Consider the following 15,592-nt stretch of genomic DNA (forward strand, 5'->3'; position numbering starts at 1 on the left):
CATGAAGCTGGTCAGAACTCGCCAGAACACCGTGATGTGGATCATCGACGTGCTGCTGACGCTGCTGGCGTGGGGCGGGCTGATCTGGCTGCTCGCGCGTGGCATCGGCGCCATGCTCGAAACCCATGGAGGCCCGCGTATCGAGGCGCCAATTTTCGCCGCGCTTAATACCTTGCAGATCTACCTGTGGATCGCCTTGTTCAACGCGGTGATCCTGATCACTTGGGCGCGCTATCAACAACGCCGTGGGCGCAAATTCGCCCAGCGCCGCGCCGAGGCCAATGCGCTGAGCGACAAGCACCTGAGTGAGAGTTTCAATTTGGGCGACGGCCACCTGGAGCAGTTTCGCAAGCCGGGCGTGCTGGTGATCCACAACGACGAAGACGGCGGTGTGGAAGACGTGAAGGCCCATGTGTCCCGCGACGTGGAGCGCCCCGGCCTGACCCTGGTGCCCGGCGCGGAAAAAGGCCAAGACGCCGGCTAGAAATTCCGCAGGCCCCTAGAAGATCGTTCCCACGCTCCGCGTGGGAATGCATCCCGTGACGCTCCGCGTCACCTAGTGCTGATGTCACCGGGACGCGGAGCGTCCGAGGCGGCATTCCCACGCAGAGCGTGGGAACGATCCCATCTGCGTCGCCTGGAATTCCGATAAATGGGATCCAACTCACAAAACAGCCGCGAACTTTTCGTCATTCCCCTGCACTAACCTAACTCGGCAACTAGTTGATGGCTAAATAATGGCATTTGCTCGAATGTTTGCCGAATGACTATCAAAAGAGTTGCCGCTGGTCGGAATAAAAGTTCTAACGACTGCCGCTATCTCTTTTTGATAATTCTTTGTTGTTAATAATCAATGTGTTGCGGATGTAATAAGTACGAATGTGCAACTGTCCCGGTTTCTTGGGCCAGCGCTAGTTCGATGGTAGTTTGCCGCCCCTTGATAATCGATGGATCGAACATGTCTTTTTTATTGCCACGGACTCGGTACTTGTTGTGCACTTTCATGCTCGCCTGCCTGAGCCTGAACACGGCCATCGCCGCCCCCACGCCTGGGGATCAAGACCTGATCCGCGATCGGCAGAACCGCCTGCTCGAAGAGCAAAGCCGGCGCCTGCAAGAGCTGCAGGACCTGCCCGGCAAAGAGGCCAAGCCCCGGGCCCCGGCCACGCCTGCCGACACGCGCTGCTTCCCGATCAAAGACATCGAACTCAAAGGCGCCGACAGCCTGGCTGCCGGCGACCGCACGCTGCTGCTCAAACCTTATATAGGCCAATGCCTGGGCGTTTCGCAGCTCAATGAACTGCTCAAGGTCATTACCGACTATTACATCGCCAAAGGCCGCGTTACCAGCCGCGCCTACTTGCCGCAACAAGACCTCTCCAGTGGCCATCTGCAGGTGTTGGTGGTCGAAGGCAAACTTGAAGCCGTAAGAAGCGCCGAAGGCAGCAATGTCACCGACCGCGAACTGGCCATGGCCTTTCCCGGCAAGGTCGGCGAGGCGCTGAACCTGCGCGAAGTCGAGCAACTGGTGGACCAGCTCAACCGGTTGCCGTCCAAGCAGGCGCAAATGGAACTGACGCCCGGCAAACAAGTGGGCGGCAGCGACGTGGTGGTCAAGAACACCCCGCAAAAGCCCTGGCGCGCCAGCCTGTCGCGCAACAACGACGGGCAACGCAGCACCGGCGAGCAGCAATGGGGCGCGGGCCTGGAGTGGGACAGCCCGCTCGGCCTGGCTGACCAACTGGTTTTGCGCGGTGGCCATGACGCCATCAGCGACCACCAGAAAACCTCGAAAAACGCCCTGCTCTATTACAACGTGCCGTGGGGCTGGTGGAACTTCACTTACACCTACAGCGAGAGCGATTATCGTGCGCTGGGTTACACCGACACTTTCAAGTTCAAGCAGTCGGGCGACAGCCAAAACCACCAGTTGCGCGCCGAACGTGTGATCCACCGCGATGACGTCAGCAAAACCTCGCTCAACGTCGGTCTGGCTCACCTGCGCACCAACAACTACATCAACGACGCCCAGCTCGAAATCAGCAGCAACCGCCTCAGTGAGTTGCAGTTTGGTATCAACCACGGCCGACGCATCGGCAATGCCTTCGTCAACATCGACCTCGGCGTACAGAACGGCATTGGCGCCTTTGACGCCCAGCGCGACGACCAGCACCGCGACCAGTTCGGCAACCTCACGCCGACCCCGGATTACCGCAAGTACACTGCCACCGTCAGCTATTTGCAGCCGTTTCGCCTGTGGGGCGAGTCGTTCAGCTTCACCAGCCTGGCCACCGGGCAACGCAGTGAAGACGTGCTGTTCTCGCCGCAACGCATCAGCCTCGGCGGCTCGTCGTCGGTGCGCGGTTTCAAGGACCAGCAACTGTCTGGCGACAGCGGCGGCTACTGGCGCAACGAAGTGCGCTGGGCCCGCCCGGTCACCCTCGAATGGCTGCGCCCGGCCTTTGCGGAATACGGCACCAGCCTCGGTTACGACCAGGGCGTGATCCGCAACGACCGTTACAACGGCGACAACCACGGCCGCGTTTCAAGCAACTCCGTGGAACTGTTCGCCCGTGGCAAATACGTCAGCACCAGCGTGACCTTTGCCCATTCGTTAGAAAGACCCGCAGTGGTGACGGAGCGCGAAGCGCCGATCTACTTCCGCATGGATTTCTTCCTGTAATTCAACGCCCCGCTGCAACGAGAATTTGACCATGGATGTTCGCCACTTTGCCTTTCTGGCCCGCCAACCTTCTGCTGCCTTGAAGCGCCGCGACGCGTTCTTCGGCCTGCCCAAGCGCGGGCTGGTGCTGATCCTGGTCAACGCGCTGTTCTGGCAGCCGTTGCTGGCCCAGGCCGAAGGCATTGTGGTGAGCAACCCGGCCACCAGCGTCGGCCAGGCGGGCAATGGCGTGCCGGTGGTGAACATCGCCACCCCTAATGGCAGTGGCTTGTCCCACAACCAGTTCAAGGACTACAACGTCGGCCCCAACGGCGTGATCCTCAACAACGCCACGGGCGCGGTGACCAACACCCAGCTGGGCGGTTACATCGTCGGCAACCCCAACCTCAAGGGCGGCGCGGCGAACGTCATCCTCAACGAAGTCAACGGCGGCAGCCCGAGCCAACTGCGTGGTTACACCGAAGTGGCGGGGCAGTCGGCCAAGGTGATCGTCGCCAACCCTTACGGCATCACGTGCAGCGGTTGCGGGTTTATCAACACGCCCAACGTGACCCTGACCACCGGCAAGCCGATGATGGACAACGTCGGTCGCCTGGACCACTACCAGGTGGACGGCGGCGCCGTGACCATCGACGGCGAAGGCCTGAACGCCAGCAACGTCGACCGCTTCGAAATCATCACCCGCTCGGCCAAGATCAACGCACAGATCAACGCCCGTGAGCTGGCCGTGGTCGCCGGGCGCAACGACGTCGACGCCAAAAGCCTCAAAACCACTGTGCGGGCCGACGACGGCAGCGCCAAACCCGAGCTGGCCATCGACTCCAGCGCCCTGGGCGGCATGTACGCCGGTGCAATCAAACTGGTGGGCACCGAAGCCGGTGTGGGTGTGAAGCTCGACGGCACGTTGGCGGCCAGTGGTGGTGATATCCAACTCGATGCCAATGGGCATTTGAGCCTGGCGCAAACTGCCGCCAGCGGCGCGGTCAACATCAACGCCGCAAGCCTGGACGCCAAAGGGCCGGTGTATGCCGGTACCGCCCTTAACGTGAACACCCAGGGCGACCTTACCAACCGCCAGAGTCTGGCTGCCCGTGACCGCATTGCGCTGTCCAGCGGCGGCACGCTGACCAACGGCGACATCATTGAAGCCGGCGTCAACGCCGACAACACTCGCAACGCCACGGGCGACGTGAGCCTGCGCGGCAAGGCCGTCACCAACACCGGCGCCAGTGTGATTGCCAGCCGCGCGTTGAACGTGGATGCCCAAGCGCTGAACAACCAGGGCGGCACACTGGGTGCCAAACAGCACACCCAAATTACCGCCACCACAGTCGACAACCAAAACAAAGGCCGTATTCTCAGCAACGGCGGCCTGGCTATCACGGCCGATCGCCTGCAGAACACCCAAGGTGGGTTGGTCACCAGCAACGGGCCGCTGACCGCCGTGGTCGGTGAGGTGCGTAACCAGGGCGGTGAACTCTCAAGCCTCGACACCGCAACGCTCACGGTCGCGACCCTCGATAACGTCGCAGGCCTCATCACGGCGGGCAATGCGCTGAGCCTCAACGTCGGTAGCCTCAACAACCAAGCCGGGTTGGTCACCAGCCAAGGCACGGTGAGCGTGGCCGGTAATAGCCTCGACAACCGCCAAAAAGGCTTGGTCGCAGGCGTGGGTGGTGTGCAGGTCAATGTCGCCAACATCGACAATCGCAATGGCGAGCTGTCCAGCCGTGCAGGCGTGCAGGTAACCGCTACGCAACTGGATAACAGCGCCGGCGGGCTGCTGGTCACCGACGGCAGCCTGATACTCAACGCCGCAAGCGTCGACAACAGCCAAAACGGCACCCTGAGTGCACGCCAGGCCGCGCACATCAGCACCGCCGACCTCAACAACCAGCAAGGCGGCCAGATCACCAGCGCCGAGGCCCTGACCCTGGACCTCAACCGTGGCGAGTTCAACAACCAGAACGGCCTGATCAACGCGCCGCTGTTGATGCTCAACAACCTCAAGAACGTGCATAACCAGGGCGGCGAAATCTCCAGCAGCCAGGCGTTCACACTCACCGCCGACAACCTCGACAACAGCAGCGGCAAACTGCTGAGCAACGCCGCGCTAAGCCTGCGCATCGGCCAGGCCCTGACCAACGTCAAAGGCATGATCGCTGCCGCCTCGGTTGACGCCCACGCCACCGACCTCGACAACAGCGGCGGCACCCTCACCAGCCGTGGCGACACGCTGCTCAACGTGGCTGGCCGCCTGACCAACCGCGACCAGGGCCTGCTCAACGCGAGCAATACGCTGACGCTCAACAGCGCCGCGCTGGACAACCAGAACGGCTCGCTGCTGGGCAGCGCGATTGCCCTGGACTTCGGCAACGCCACCGGTGACCTGAACAACACCGGTGGCCTGATCACCACCGCCGGCAACCTCTCCATCAACCACCTGCGTGACCTCAGCAACCAGGGTGGCGAACTCTCCAGCGCGCAAACCCTGAACCTCAACGGCCGCACGTTGAACAACAGCAACGGCAAGCTGATCAGCAATAACCTGCTGGTGCTCAATGCCGAAAACCTGATCAACCAGAATGGCCTGATGTCCGGCTGGCAGGGCCTCACCGTCAGCGGCGCGAACCTGGACAACCGCAACGGCGGCACCTTGTCCAGCCGTTACGGCGACCTGAACGCCACGCTGACCGCCAACCTGCTCAACAGCGCAGGCGGGGCACTGGTGAGCCAGAAAGCGCTGAACGTTAATGCCGGCGAACTGGACAACAGCAACAAAGGCGTACTCTCCAGCGCGGCCGGGCAGACGCTCACCGTCGGCGGTTTGCTCAACAACGCCCAGGGCGGCGTAATCGACAGCGGCGCGGCCCTGAGCCTGACTACGCAAAACCTGGACAACAGCGCCGGCAGCATCAGTGGCGGCACCGCCACCACCCTCGACCTGCTCGCGACCCTGACCAACACCAACACCAACGGCAAGCTGGCCAGCGGCGGCCCGCTGCTGATCAGCCGCGCGGCGCAGATCGACAACCAGGGCGGCCAGATCGCCAGCCAAGGTTTGTTGACCTTGCTGACCGGCGGCCTGGATAACCGCAACCGTGGCACCCTGGCCGCCAACGACCGCTTGAGCCTCACCGCCAGCGGCCTGGTACAGAACGGCAACGACGGCTTGATCTACAGCCAGAACGCCGACCTGCTGCTCACCGCCAACCGCTTGGACAATGGCAAAGGCACCGTGCAAAGCCAGGGCGGCATGACCGCCAACGTGGCCGACACGCTGGATAACCAGAGCGGCAAACTGATCGCCCAGGCCGGTGACCTGAATGTAAACGCGGCCAGCCTCGACAACCGTGGCGGCACCCTCGCCAGCCTCAAGGCCGCACTGCAAACCCAAGTGGTCGGCGTGCTGCGCAACGGTTACGACCTCAACAACAACCGCCAGGGCGGTGTGATGCAGGGGCAAAGCCTCAACCTGCAAGCCGGCAGCGTAGACAACTACGGCGGGCGCATCGCCGCGCAGGGCGGCAACGCACTGGTCACCACCGGCAACTTCGACAACCGCAACGGCGGGCTGTATGCCAAAGGCCTGATGCGCGTAGTCGGGCATGACTTCGATAACAGCGGCGACAACGACGGCCAGATCGCCGGGCAACAAATCGACCTGGACCTCAGCGGCGCACTCAACAACCGCCTGGGCATCATTGAAAGCGAAAGCACCCTGAAGGTGCGCGCGGCCAGCCTCGATAACCAGACCGGGCGCCTGCGTGCGCTGGGCACGGCGGGCACCACCGAATTTGCCATCGGTGGCCTGTTCGACAACCGCAACGGCGTGGTGGAAACCGCCAACAACGACCTGACCCTCAACGCCGGCAGCTTCCAGAACCTGGGCGGCAACGTACTGCACGTGGGCACCGGCAACTTCGGCATTGCCCCGGCCAACCTCAACGACGTGGGCGGCAGCTTGGTCACCCGTGGCGACCTGACCATCACCCAGGGCAACTGGACCAACAGCAGTGTGATCCAGGCCGGGCAACTCACCGTTAACGTCGACAGCCTCGACCAGACCGCCACCGGCCAACTGCTCGGTGCCCGACGCTTTATCGGCAACGGCGCCAACTGGACCATCCACGGCCTGATCGCCAGCGACGGCGCGCTCGACCTGACCTTGAGCGGCGGGTTGAACAGTACCGGGCGCATCAGCAGCCTGGGCAACCTCAACCTCAGCGCCGCACAGGCCAGCCTGAGCGACACGGCCAGCATTGCCGGCGGCGGCGTCACCACCGCTAACATCGCCGGCACACTCAACAACCGTGGGCGTCTTACCGCCGCTACCGACCTGGTGGTCAACGCCGGCACACTCAACAATTACGCGACCCTGGGCAGCGGCCAACGACTGGTCGCCACCACCGGCGCCTTGCTCAATGACCACGGCCTGATCTTCAGCGGCGGCGACATGAGCCTGCGTGTGGACGCGCTGAACAACAGCTACGCCGACGTCTACAGCCTGGGCAACCTCAGCGTCGACCGCGACGGCAAGGGCGGCCTGGCCAGCAGCATCCTCAACAGCTCATCGACGATTCAGAGTGACGGCAACCTCAGCCTGTCCGCCAACTCGATCAAAAACCAGCGGGCGGTACTCGACGTCAACGATGCGGGTGTCTACACCGCCTCGGCCACCGAAGGCACGTGCATCAAATACGTTAACGCCGGTGACTGTAAAGCCGGCGGCACCCCGCGCAACTACGTGTGGGAGTTGGTGACACGCGACAAACTGGAAGTCACCGCCGCCAGTGCCGGTTCGAGCATCACCGCCGGCGGCAACATGACCCTGGCCGGCGGCGACCTGCTCAACAGCAGCAGCTCGATCGCGGCCGGCGGTAACTTCACCGCGCGCCTGAACAACCTGGTCAACACCGGCATCGAAACCGGCGAGACCGAGACCTATCGTCTTTTCACGTCAGAGCGCACCAAGCACCCTGAAGGCTGGTTCGGCGCCGCCGCCGCACTCACCAACAAATACTGGTACAAAAGCGCCGGTTACAACCCCAATGACCTCGGCGGCCTTGAGGCCACCGTGGCCAACTTCATCGGCATGATGGAGATCGAGCGCACCCAGTTCGGCAAGGTCACCAAAATCGCCAGCGATGACCAACGTTACGCCGCCGTGATTCAGGCGGGCGGCGCGGTAGACGTCAAGGCACAAGCCGGTATCGACAACAGCGTGGTACGCCTGGGCTATAGCTACATCGGTGCGGGCGCCAACACCACCACCGACGCCACCGGTGCCAGTGGCGCAGCCGGTTATTCCACCCGCGTCACCCTCAACCAGCAACTGCCGCCGGACCTGGCCCAACAGCAGATCAACCCGCTGAGCCTGCCCGGCTTCACCTTGCCAACCGGCCAGGGCGGGCTGTTCCGCCTCAGTGGCCAGAGCGCCAGCGCGCCTGCCAGCACCGGCCCGCAAGGCTGGACCTTGGGCGGCGGCAGCATTGACCGAACGCCGGTTACCGGCCCGGTCGTACCCGGCAGCGGCACCTCGGCCGACGGCGTGGTGATCAACCGCGTGCAAGGCCTGCCAGACAGCCAGTTCGTCTCCAACCCACAGAAATACCTGATCGAAACCAACCCGCTGCTGACCAACCTCAGCCAGTTTTTAAGCTCCGATTACATGCTGTCCAAACTGGGCTACGACCCGGACCAGGCACAAAAGCGCCTGGGTGACGGCCTGTATGAACAGCGCCTGATCCAGCAAGCCGTGATCGCCCGCACCGGCCAGCGCTTCATCGATGGCCAGACCAGCGACGCCTCGATGTTCAAGTACCTGATGGACAACGCCATCGGCACCAAACAGGCGCTAAACCTGGCCGTAGGCGTGAGCCTCACCGCCGAGCAAGTCGCGGCCCTGACCCACGACATCGTGTGGATGGAAAACGCCACCGTCGCCGGCCAACAAGTGCTGGTGCCCGTGCTCTACCTGGCCCAGGCCAACAACCGCCTGGCGCCCAACGGCGCACTCATCACCGGCAGCGACCTGAACCTGGTCAGCGGCACCGACCTCAACAACGTCGGCACCCTGCGCGCCACCAACAACCTCGCCGCCAGCGCCGGGCGCAACATGGTTAACAGCGGCCTGGTGCAAGCGGGCAACCGCCTCGACCTGCTCGTGGGCAACACCCTCACCAACCGCGCCGGCGGCATCATCGCCGGGCGCGACGTCAGCGTGAGCGCAGTGAATGGCGATGTGCTCAACGAACGCACCGTCACCAGCCACCAGAGCAGCAGCGGCTACCGCACCGAGCGCACCGACTTCGTCGACAACGCCGCCCGCATCGAAGCCGCCAACACCCTCACCCTGCAAGCCGGGCGCGACGTCAACAGCACCGGCGGCGCCTTCAAAAGCGGCGCCGACCTGGGCGTTCAAGCCGGGCGCGATGTAAGCCTGGCCACCGCCGAACAACGCAACGCCAATGCCGTCAGCACCTACATGCGCAGCAGCAGCGCAACCCAGTACGGCACCGTGATCGAGGCCGGTCGCGACTTCCAGGTGGTGGCTGCGCGGGACATCAGCGCCATTGGCAGCCAGTTGAATGCCACGCGTGATCTGGCGCTGGTAGCCAAGGGCAATGTGAACCTGGCTTCGGCGGCGAATGAACAGCATTCGGCGTTTAATTCCAAGAAGGTCACCAGCCAGGAAGACCACGTTCAGCAAGTGGGCACCTCGCTGGTTGCCGGTGAGAACCTCTCCCTGAGTGCCGGCAACGACCTCGTGGTCAGCGCCAGCCGTGCGAGTGCCGGCAAGGAAGCCTACCTGTACGCAGGCAATGACCTGGCGCTGAACGCCGCGCAAGACAGCGACTACAGCTATTACCGCAAAACCAAAACCAGCAAAGGGTTGCTGTCCAGCAGCCAGAAAACGCGCATCGACAGCAGTAACCAGATCAGCCAGCAGGGCTCTTCCATCAGCGCTGATACCGTGGTTGTGCGTGCTGGCCGTGACATCGGCACTACCGCCAGCGACGTGGTTTCCACCAACGCCACCAGCCTGATTGCCGGGCGCAATGTGGTGATTGATGGGGCCACGGAAACCTTTGAACAAAGCCATTCGTCCTCGACCAAAAAATCGGGCTTGATGAGCAGCGGCGGCATCGGCGTTACGTTGGGTTCAAGCAGCAACCAGAACACCTTCACCAGCAGCACCGAAACCACCCGGGCCAGCAACATCGGCAGTGTGCTGGGCAGTGTGGATATTCAGGCTGGCAAAGACCTGACCATTCGCGGTTCTGACGTGGTTGCCGGTAAGGACATCAGCCTGGTTGGGCAAAATGTCAGCATCCTGGCTTCCGAGAACAACAACCGTAGCGAGCAGACCTCCAAAAGCAAAACCAGTGGTTTGACCCTGGCGTTGTCCGGCACCGTGGGCAGTGCGGTGGACTCCGCTTATAAGACCGCCAAGCAAGCCAGGAACGAGGACGACGGCCGACTCTCGGCGCTGCAGGGTGTGAAGGCGGGTTTAACGGGGGTGCAGGCGTGGCAAGCGGCGCAGCAGAACGGCGGCATGACCGGCGCTAACGCCGGGCAGTTTGTAGGCATCGCCATCTCGCTCGGCTCGCAAAAATCCAGCTCCAAACAGACCCAAGAGCAGACAGCAAGCCAAGGCAGCAGCCTCACCAGTGGCAATAACCTCAGTATTGTAGCCGCCGGTAACGGCACGCCTGGCGCAGATGGAGACATCCGTGTTCAGGGCAGCAAGCTCCAGGCCGGTAATGAAATGCTGTTGGCAGCGGAGCGTGATATCCGCCTGGAAGCAGCCGCCAACACACAAAAACTCGATGGCAAAAACAGCAGTGGCGGCGGGGCCGTAGGCGTTAGCCTCGGGTTTGGTTCCAGTGGTGCAGGCCTGAGTATTTTTGCTAATGCGAACAAGGGCACCGGCAGCGAAAAGGGCAATGGCACAACCTGGACGGAAACGACGCTGGATGCGGGCAAGCAAGTCAGCCTGATCAGTGGGCGAGACACCGTCCTCAAAGGTGCGCAGGTCAGTGCAGATCAGATCAAGGCCGCGGTAGGCCGCGATCTTACGCTGCAAAGTCTGCAAGACACCGATGACTACAAGTCCAAACAAACCGATGTCAGCGGTGGCGCAAGTTTCACGTTTGGCACCATGACGGGCAGTGGTTCGCTCAGCATCAGCAAGAGCAAGATCGACTCCAACTATAAGAGTGTGCAGGAGCAAACCGGCCTGTTCGGCGGTAAGGGTGGCTACCAGATTGATGTGGGCAACCACACGCAACTCGATGGCAGCGTGATCGCCAGCACCGCTACTGCGGACAAAAACCGCCTGAGCACCGGCACCCTCGGCTGGAGCGTTTTAAAGAATAAAGCCGACTACACAAGCCAGTTACAGAGCGCCAGCGTCAGCAGTGGCGCAAGCGGCGCGAACGCCTTCATCAGCAATATGCCCTCCGGCAGCTTGATCGCGTTCAATCATGGCGACAGTGACAGCGGCACCACGTCATCGGCCATTTCCAATGGCACCCTCGACATCCGCGACGCTGCCAAACAGCAGCAGGACGTTGCAACGCTGAGCCACGATGTTGAACACGCCAATGGCAGCATCAGCCCGATCTTTGATAAGGAAAAAGAGCAGAAGCGCCTGCGGCAGGTGCAGTTGATTGCGGATATTGGTACTCAGGCATCGGACATCGTTCGCACGCAAGGTGCCATTAACGCGGCCAACGCTCAAAAAGATCCTGAAGCGGTAGCAGCTGCGCGAGACAAGCTTATCCGTGAGGGCAATACCCAGCCGACGGAGAAAGAGATCGCCGCACAGGTGACCCGTACTGTGATGCAGCCGTACGGAACTGGGGGCGATTATCAACGCGCCGCCCAAGCGGTGACGGCAGCTTTGCAAGGACTGGCAGGGGGGGACATCGGGTCAGCCCTTACGGGTGCGTCGGCGCCCTATCTGGCGAACCTCATCAAGCAATCAACGCAGGGTAACGATACCGCCCGAATCATGGCCCACGTGGTATTGGGTGCTGTGGTTGCACAAGCCCAAGGAAACTCGGCGGTTGCCGGTGCCGCGGGAGCTGGTACGGGGGAGTTGATTGCGGCGCGGTTGTATCCGGATATTAAAACTGAGAATTTGAGCGAGGAGCAGAGACAGACCGTATCGGCGCTTTCGACATTGGCGTCGGGGTTGGCAGGCGGACTTGCGGGAGGTGACCTGAGCGGTGCAATTGCCGGTGCAAAGGCTGGCAACAATGCGGTTGAGAACAACTCGCTTGGTGATATCGCTAGTGCATTAGCTGAGGGTAAGACACTTGAACAAAAGGCTGAAGAGCGCGTCAACGCTGAAAACGAGCGATACAAGGAGCAAAACTGTGCAGGAATGAGCGCGGATGCGTGCTCGGCGCAAATGTATGCTGAACGTCGCGAAACACTTGCTTATACCGTGGCGGGTGTTGGAGCTTTAGCCGGAGCAGTGCTGCTCGGTCCTGCATTGTTAAATTCCTGTGCGATGAACCCAGCTGTTTGTACCGAACTGTCATTAACAGCAGTTGAGTTGCCCTTTGGCGCCGCAACGGCTGGCGGTACGGCGTTAGGTGTGGGTGGCTTTGGCAGTCTTGCAGCGAAGGAGGTAGCTGCTACTGCGGATGCTGCGGCATCTGCGCGAAATGTCGAGACTGCAAAGGGTAGCGCTCTCGATGCAAAAGCGGCAGGTGAAGTCGTGCCTCCCGCGCCTGTGGTTACTTCTGGTACGACTCGGACAGGTGTTGTTCGTACAAATGCCGCAGACTGGAGAGTACTACGTGATAACTGGGATGACCTTGGATATGGCCAAATCTTAAGTACTGAAAATCGGGCCGCGATTGCTAAAGGGAAGACTCCGAAGGTCGACGATGCATGGGTTAAAGTTTTTCCTGAAGATGCAGGGCTAAAGGGTGAGAGAATACCTATGCATCATGTTCAGGGTTCGCCACTTACTGTGCCACTGCCTGATACACGGCATTTGGACGCGCATATGCCAGGAGGATTTAGATATAATCCGGGCGGTCCAGGGTCAGCTCTCCCGGCATACCCTCCGAAAAAAGGAGCTGAGTAATGCATTCCATACCGCTAGAGCTTGCGAAGCAAAAGTTAATTTTTTACGTGGCTCAGGATTTGGACCAGTCTATTAGATCTAATGTGCAGCAGCTTGTGAATGAGGTTGCTGCGTCAAGAATATGGAGCGTTACTCCGCCAAGCTTTATTAACGAGATAGACGAGAGTGGTACGGAAGTAGTAGGTGGGATTTTGGAAATTTATTCGGCTTTGCCGCCAAACCTACTTCCTATTGAGATGGACTCAAAAAACCTAGATGACGTAGAGGCGCTGGTAGGTGCCGTAAAAAAACTATCTGAAAATGAAAGTCTTTCCTTTGAGTTTCAGTTAGATACTACTTATATTGGCGCTATTGAGGACGGTGTTATTGATCGAGTCCTGCTGGACGGTTTGCTAGTACCGTGGCGAAATCACCTCAAAGGGAAAATTTGAGTTGGTGCAAAAGGCGCAGGTGCTGATGCAGCAGCAGGCCAAGCGGTGCCGGGTGCGGCCAATTTTATGGGCGAATCCGATCAGTTTTTTAAAAATGTATCTAAAAGATCTGATATAGATTCGAACGGTTATTTTGACGTTATCGCTCATGGGAGTACACAAAAGATTGAGGTAGTTACTTCAAGTGGAACTATTATGGCAGATCAGCGTGTCGTCTCTCGACTTATCGAAAATAACCCCGCTTACAGTGGGCAGCCGATTCGTTTGTTATCTTGTGATACTGGAGCTTGTGATGCCGGATTTGCTCAAAGTCTTGCGAATAAAATGGGGGTCCCGGTGAAAGCTCCAACTAACTTGGTGTGGGCCTACGGCGATGGAAAAGTGGTAGTTGCTCCGAGATCCCCATCGAATCCAAATTACCCGGACTTATCGAAGCAAGGTGAGTTCAAAATTTTTAATCCAGGTAAGCCATAGTGTCTAATTCATTAGTTGTGTGCGAGCGATGCGGCGCTGGTTTGGTAAGTTTTGAGAAAAACAGCACTAAAGGGCTAAGGTGTTCAGTTTGTGACTGGTCGTTAGTTACTACGAACATTTCCGGTATTAAGGTTGATGAAGAGATATATGAAGTATTTTGTGTTGGTGATTATAGAAATAAATCACATATAAGGGCTGTGTCCGAGGTGTTCGGTTCTAATTTTTTAAAGTCCAGGGATTTACTTCAGCAGGGCATGTTTAGAATTTTTTCTGGAAAGGCTGTAGACGTATTAAGAGTTCGAAAAATTCTTGCTGAAGTTGGAATTGAGTATATAATTAAACCCGATTTTATCTGGGTTTGATGGGAGGGGTCAGACCCGAATGGCACTTACTTAACCTTCTTCGGGTGTCCATTTTTCCTGACCTCGGCCCTTGCCGCCGAGCGCGTCTGCATCAACATCGGGTAAGGCTTGGGCCTTCGTTTTATGGCGCGAGGCTCAATCCGTCCCGGCCGGTTTCCGACACGTTTCCTAGCGATCAACTTGAGTAAATCCTGCACCCTATCGTCTTGTTCGTCGCAGCTGTACTGCCGCATCGCAAGGAATAATTGAAGGCTATGTTTAAAGCTAAGCTCGCGTGGCAAGCAATCAGCTAATAGCGCGGATTTGGCCATGATCATCCGAATCAAATTATGCGCCAGCAGATACACCCATAACTCTTTTACAGCCATGCCAGGCGTCTTGCAGCTCAACGTTTCAAGCCCCAGCGTTGTCTTGATATTGCGCAGATCCAGCTCAACATGCCAACGGTCTTTGTACAGTGATTTGAGCCCAGCTTTGGGTACTTGCTGCGGGCAGTTCAAGGTGGTTACCAGGATTTTTCCGCCGGTTTTCAGCTCACGTACTGTCAGTGTTTCAGGCGCATCGTCGTAATAAGTTTGGCTCATCCAGGAAGGTCGATTCCTAGGTTTTGTCAGCTCAACCAAATGATCTTCCGGCCCCAGCGATTGCCCGAGCCGAAAGTCGGTACTGCGTCGCCTAGCGCCATATTGTTCGAAAACACCGTCGATCCCACGACGTTGCAGTTCGCACAGCAAAAAGTACGTTGCGTAGTAGGCATCGCCCAACACAATGTCGCCTTGATTCAGAGTGTCGAGCATCGTCCTGAGCAACGTCTGCTCATCGCCACCTTTGCCTCGAAAACGTCCCAGCGAGGCATCTAAAACAGCACCGCTGGCCAGGCAAATGATTCCTACCAAACGGCAGATGGGGAAACCCAGTCCTGCTTTCTGACCACGCGATTGCGGATAGGCAGCTTGGTTCGCCGCAGTGTCTGGCAGGGTCACCGTGGTGCCATCTACGAGGCGCACCGGACGCCCCATCCAGCGCCAGGATGGTGACGCGTTGTTACTCATCGTTGATCCCGTGGAGCGCAACAATGTTGAAACCATCTCTACCGGTAACCGCGCCCGTGCTTTGCAATAAGCGCCGGTGTACACGCTGCTGGGGCTTAGCCCATCACAGCAGCGTTTGATCGAAAAATCATTCACGGCCTTCTGACAAGAACGGTCGGCATTCATGGCTTGAGCCAGAAACATCGACAGCGTTTCAGTCGGCGGGAACAACCGTTGACGATGCTTGGGCATCACTGACTCGACACGCTGTAGCAGCGCCGGATCGGCTAGCAGCTTAAAGAACGCATGGGCATTGCTGTTTTTTGCGTGCTGCTGAATGCGCTGCTGTTGATGCCTGACGATTTGACGTCTACGATTCACGCGGGCTGTCCTTGTTCTAGTGGTGTGTGTTCGCAACTATCACCGTAGACCAAGGGCGGCCTTTTTTCATTTTTTTGTAGTCAGATCAGCCGGTTAGCCGTTAAGTAAGTGCCATTCGGGGC

7 protein-coding genes are annotated in these 15,592 nt (G+C 59.4%); 6 read left to right on the forward strand and 1 reads right to left on the reverse strand.

Features of this window, described 5'->3' with window-relative positions; all coding sequences use genetic code 11:
- Position 1 precedes the first annotated feature (1 nt).
- The 6 genes from pgaD (at position 2) to BLV67_RS32830 (ending at position 14,058) form a co-directional block, all read left to right on the forward strand.
- A complete protein-coding gene (gene pgaD / locus BLV67_RS31670) occupies positions 2-484 on the forward strand; it encodes a poly-beta-1,6-N-acetyl-D-glucosamine biosynthesis protein PgaD (RefSeq protein ID WP_069786538.1) in 483 nt (160 codons plus the stop codon).
- Positions 485-958: 474 nt separating this feature from the next.
- Positions 959-2,683: a ShlB/FhaC/HecB family hemolysin secretion/activation protein gene (locus tag BLV67_RS31675; protein ID WP_069786539.1), complete on the forward strand. Its 1,725-nt coding sequence runs from the start codon at positions 959-961 to the stop codon at positions 2,681-2,683.
- A gap of 31 nt (positions 2,684-2,714) precedes the next feature.
- Positions 2,715-12,791, forward strand: coding sequence for a hemagglutinin repeat-containing protein (locus BLV67_RS31680; protein ID WP_069786540.1), 10,077 nt, complete (start codon positions 2,715-2,717; stop codon positions 12,789-12,791).
- Positions 12,791-13,222, forward strand: coding sequence for a hypothetical protein (locus BLV67_RS31685; protein WP_069786541.1), 432 nt, complete (start codon positions 12,791-12,793; stop codon positions 13,220-13,222). The genes BLV67_RS31680 and BLV67_RS31685 overlap by 1 nt, the downstream gene beginning before the upstream one ends.
- 66 nt (positions 13,223-13,288) lie before the next feature.
- On the forward strand, positions 13,289-13,696 hold the full coding sequence (locus tag BLV67_RS32825; RefSeq protein ID WP_141722700.1) for a hypothetical protein: 408 nt from the start codon (positions 13,289-13,291) through the stop codon (positions 13,694-13,696).
- On the forward strand, positions 13,696-14,058 hold the full coding sequence (locus BLV67_RS32830; RefSeq protein WP_141722701.1) for a hypothetical protein: 363 nt from the start codon (positions 13,696-13,698) through the stop codon (positions 14,056-14,058). The genes BLV67_RS32825 and BLV67_RS32830 overlap by 1 nt, the downstream gene beginning before the upstream one ends.
- A gap of 26 nt (positions 14,059-14,084) precedes the next feature.
- On the opposite strand, the gene BLV67_RS31690 is transcribed toward BLV67_RS32830, so the two are convergent.
- Complete coding sequence (locus tag BLV67_RS31690) at positions 14,085-15,470, reverse strand: IS4 family transposase (RefSeq protein ID WP_069786347.1); 1,386 nt, start codon at positions 15,468-15,470, stop codon at positions 14,085-14,087.
- Positions 15,471-15,592: the final 122 nt, after the last annotated feature.

The sequence above is a fragment of the Pseudomonas salomonii genome (genome assembly GCF_900107155.1).
In the GTDB taxonomy this organism is placed as follows: Bacteria; Pseudomonadota; Gammaproteobacteria; order Pseudomonadales; family Pseudomonadaceae; genus Aquipseudomonas; species Aquipseudomonas salomonii.

Bases quoted from the DNA above. Each gene is read 5' to 3' on its own strand.
- pgaD (WP_069786538.1), top strand. From the start codon at position 2: ATGAAGCTGGTCAGAACTCGCCAGAACACCGTGATGTGGATCATCGAC.
- BLV67_RS31675 (WP_069786539.1), top strand. From the start codon at position 959: ATGTCTTTTTTATTGCCACGGACTCGGTACTTGTTGTGCACTTTCATG.
- BLV67_RS31680 (WP_069786540.1), top strand. From the start codon at position 2,715: ATGGATGTTCGCCACTTTGCCTTTCTGGCCCGCCAACCTTCTGCTGCC.
- BLV67_RS31685 (WP_069786541.1), top strand. From the start codon at position 12,791: ATGCATTCCATACCGCTAGAGCTTGCGAAGCAAAAGTTAATTTTTTAC.
- BLV67_RS32825 (WP_141722700.1), top strand. From the start codon at position 13,289: ATGGGCGAATCCGATCAGTTTTTTAAAAATGTATCTAAAAGATCTGAT.